Origin of the sequence: Streptomyces panacea (genome assembly GCF_040560175.1) — a bacterium.
GTDB classification, from domain to species: Bacteria; Actinomycetota; Actinomycetes; order Streptomycetales; family Streptomycetaceae; genus Streptomyces; species Streptomyces panacea.
The window spans coordinates 1-2,881 of the sequence record NZ_JARJHW010000342.1 but is presented as its reverse complement, the minus strand read 5'-3'; the positions used below and the strand labels follow the sequence as shown (position 1 = coordinate 2,881).

Annotated in this window: 2 protein-coding genes and 1 pseudogene; all 3 read right to left on the bottom strand. The window is 71.9% G+C overall.

Going from position 1 to position 2,881, the window contains the following annotated elements; translation table 11 throughout:
* A pseudogene (locus tag P3L51_RS35715) lies at positions 1-327 on the bottom strand (FHA domain-containing protein); the annotation flags it as partial.
* A gap of 66 nt (positions 328-393) precedes the next feature.
* A complete protein-coding gene (locus P3L51_RS35710; protein ID WP_354609528.1) occupies positions 394-1,749 on the bottom strand; it encodes a vWA domain-containing protein in 1,356 nt (451 codons plus the stop codon).
* Positions 1,750-1,891: 142 nt separating this feature from the next.
* Positions 1,892-2,881, bottom strand: a 990-nt coding sequence (locus P3L51_RS35705; protein WP_354609527.1) for a PP2C family protein-serine/threonine phosphatase, incomplete at its 5' end; no start/stop codon positions are given.

The window sequence follows — 2,881 nt, the reverse complement described above, 5'->3', positions numbered from 1 at the left end:
AACCGGCCCGCCCGGTCCACCGTGACCACCTGGCTGCTGGTGCTGCGGAGCCAGCGGCGTGTACGAGGTCGCCGTGTTCGTGAGGAAGTTCCACCGGCACTCCTCGCAGAACAGGGCGTTGCCCTCACGCGGAGTGCGGCACTGCGGGCACAGCTCGGCCTGCGCCGTCGCGTGCGGATCCTGCGGATAGCCGTAACCGGGCGCGGGCGGCGGTGGGGGCGGCGGCGGCACCGAACCGGCGGGAGCGCCGGCTCCGGCCATGCGATGGCCGCAGACCTCGCACCAGTCGTCGGAACCCGACTGGTGTCCGTTCGGGCAAGTCGGCATGTCGGCGCTTCCCCCTCTCCTCGTCCGGCCCGGAGGCCGCTGCTGATCGCTTTGTGTTGCGGTGCGCTATTTCTTGACGCGAACGGTCTTGGTCGAGCGAGTTTCCAGTGTCATCTCGTCCGCGTCCGCGACCTTCGCTTTCAGTCGCACAGTACCCGTCGCCGCGTCGACCACGTCCACCACCTTCGAAAGCAACTTCGCCGTATCCGCGTTCCCGGAGTCCGACGCGAGCTGTACCGCGCGCCCCAGTTTGGCGGTCGCGCCGTCGAAGTCCCCCGACTTACGGGCCTCCAGGCCCTGTTGGATCACCTGTGCCAGTTCGGCCTGGCCCGTGTAGTGCGCGACCTGCGGATTGATGGAGGTCGACGCCACCATGTCGTCGGTCCACACCGCCCGTACCAGCCCTTGGGACAGCACCTGTGACGTGCCGTCGGCGGCGGGCAGGAGCAGCGAGACCCTGGCCGCCAGCATCTCCTGGCCGACGCCCGCCTCCGGGACCTGGACACATACGTGGTAGTCACGGGACTCGTCGCCCCAGGAGCCGGTCGGATAGTCCCCGGCACGGGTGTTGGCCTCGGTACGCCGCCCGGTCAGCTCCTCGACCGTCGGCGCCACCTGCTTGACGAACTTGATCTCCACACCGACGGGCGTCCAGAGCCGCAGGGCGACATCCGCGACCTCCTTGCCCATCGCGTTCTCCATCATCGCGGTGAAGTCGGCTGCCAGGCCCGCGGGATCGGCGACGATGTCCACCGTGCCGAGCATCGCCGAGGCGATGCCTGTGACCTCTTTCACCACCCAGTCGGTGCCGACACCGCGGGCGTCGCAGGTGAAGCGGCCCGCGCAGGCGTCGAGCGAGGCCCGCAGAGCCTCCGGGGTCTCATGCTCGTTACGGCCGTCGGTGAGCAGGATGCCGTGCCTGATCGACACGTCGGCCGAGGCCAGCAGCCGGTCCGCGAGGCCCAGCCAGGTGCCGATGGCCGTACCGCCGCCGGCGCTGAGTTTGCGCAGGGCGTTCTTGGCCTCCGCGCGGCTGGCGGTGTCGGCGACCGCGAGCCGGCCGCTGCCCGGGTAGACCTCCTTGGCCACGTGCGTACCGGCGACCACGGCGAAGGCGACACCGTCGCGCAGCGTGTCGATGGCGGCGGACGTGGCATCGCGCGCGTTGCGCATCTTCGTCGGCGGGTAGTCCATCGACCCCGAGCAGTCGACCATGATCACCACGGCCGCGTTCGGGCCCCGGCCCGGCGTCGTCGTGGGCGAGGCGGACGCTGCCGCGAGCGGCACCCGGCCGGTCGTACCGCCCCCGGTGGACGTGACCGTCACGATCGCGTTGACCTCGCGCCCGCCCTCCGGCAGGTACTCGTTCTGGTACACCTCGACGGAGAACTGCGGCACGGTCGACTTGGAGAAGTTCGCCATCTGTATCGGCTCCTTGACGCTCCACTGGCAAAAAACAGAAGACTTGAGAGGACGGCGGGACAACGGGCCGGTGTGCTCCCGGGGTTGGACCGGGCGGCGGTCCGGGCCGGCTGTCCGGCCGGTGGTCCGTGCAGTGGGGTGCTCAGGCCGGGCTGTAGCCGGATCCTGCCCCTTGCCGCGGCACGGCGAACGGCAGCAGGGCCACTGTTACGTTGTCGTGGCCCCCACCGTCGAGCGCGTGGCCGACCAGCACCTGGGCGCTGCGCAGCGGCCGCCTGGCCGCGTCCGGCGGAAGGGCCCGTGCCATTTCCTGTGGGCTCTCCGCGTAATTCCACAGGCCGTCCGTGCACACCACCACGACACCGGGGCGGTCCGGTTTGAAGGACGCCGTGTGCGGTTCGAGTTCGTAGGCGTCGGCGCCGAGCCAGCCGGTGATGGCGTGGGCGCGTTCGTCCGCGTACGCCTCCGCCTCGTTCATCAGGCCCGCGGCGACCATCTGGGCGGCCCAGGAGTCGTCCTCGGTGAGCCGGGCCGGTGGTCCGGTGCGGTCGTCGGGCACCCAGTAGGCGCGGGAGTCGCCGACCCAGCCGATGACCAGCAGCCCGCTCGCCACGACCGCGCCGACGATCGTGCACGCCGGCGCGTTCTGCGCGCGGTGCGTCTCCTGCTCGCCGGTCCGGCCCGGCCGGTCGGCGAGGACGTTGACGGCCTCGGCGGCGGCCACGATCGCCTCGTGCATCGCCTGCTGCGGGTGCGTGCCGCGCGGCAGGGCCGCCAGCAGCACCTCGTTGGCGGCTGCCGACGCGGCGGCCGACGCCTCGTCGGGGCGGGTCGCCGACGAGACGCCGTCGCAGACGATCGCGATGACGGCCGGCGTACCGTCCGGCAGGGCGGCCGACGACACGGCGAACGCGTCCTCGTTGCGGTGGTGGCGCAGTCCGCGGTCGCTGACCGCCGCCACGGCGTCCAGCTCCTGCTCCACGTGGTCGCGCTCGCGCGGCTGGGCGTGACCGCAGTTCTCGCAGTAGCCGTCGGTGTCGACATGGCCCGCGCGGCAGGCCACGCAGAGCTTCGTACCGGTCGGGGCGGCGGGCGCCGCCGTACGTGGGTCCGCGGGGTCGGCCGAGGGGAG

Excerpts from the sequence above, each read along its gene's own strand:
- P3L51_RS35710 (WP_354609528.1), bottom strand. The coding sequence starts at position 1,749 with ATGGCGAACTTCTCCAAGTCGACCGTGCCGCAGTTCTCCGTCGAGGTG.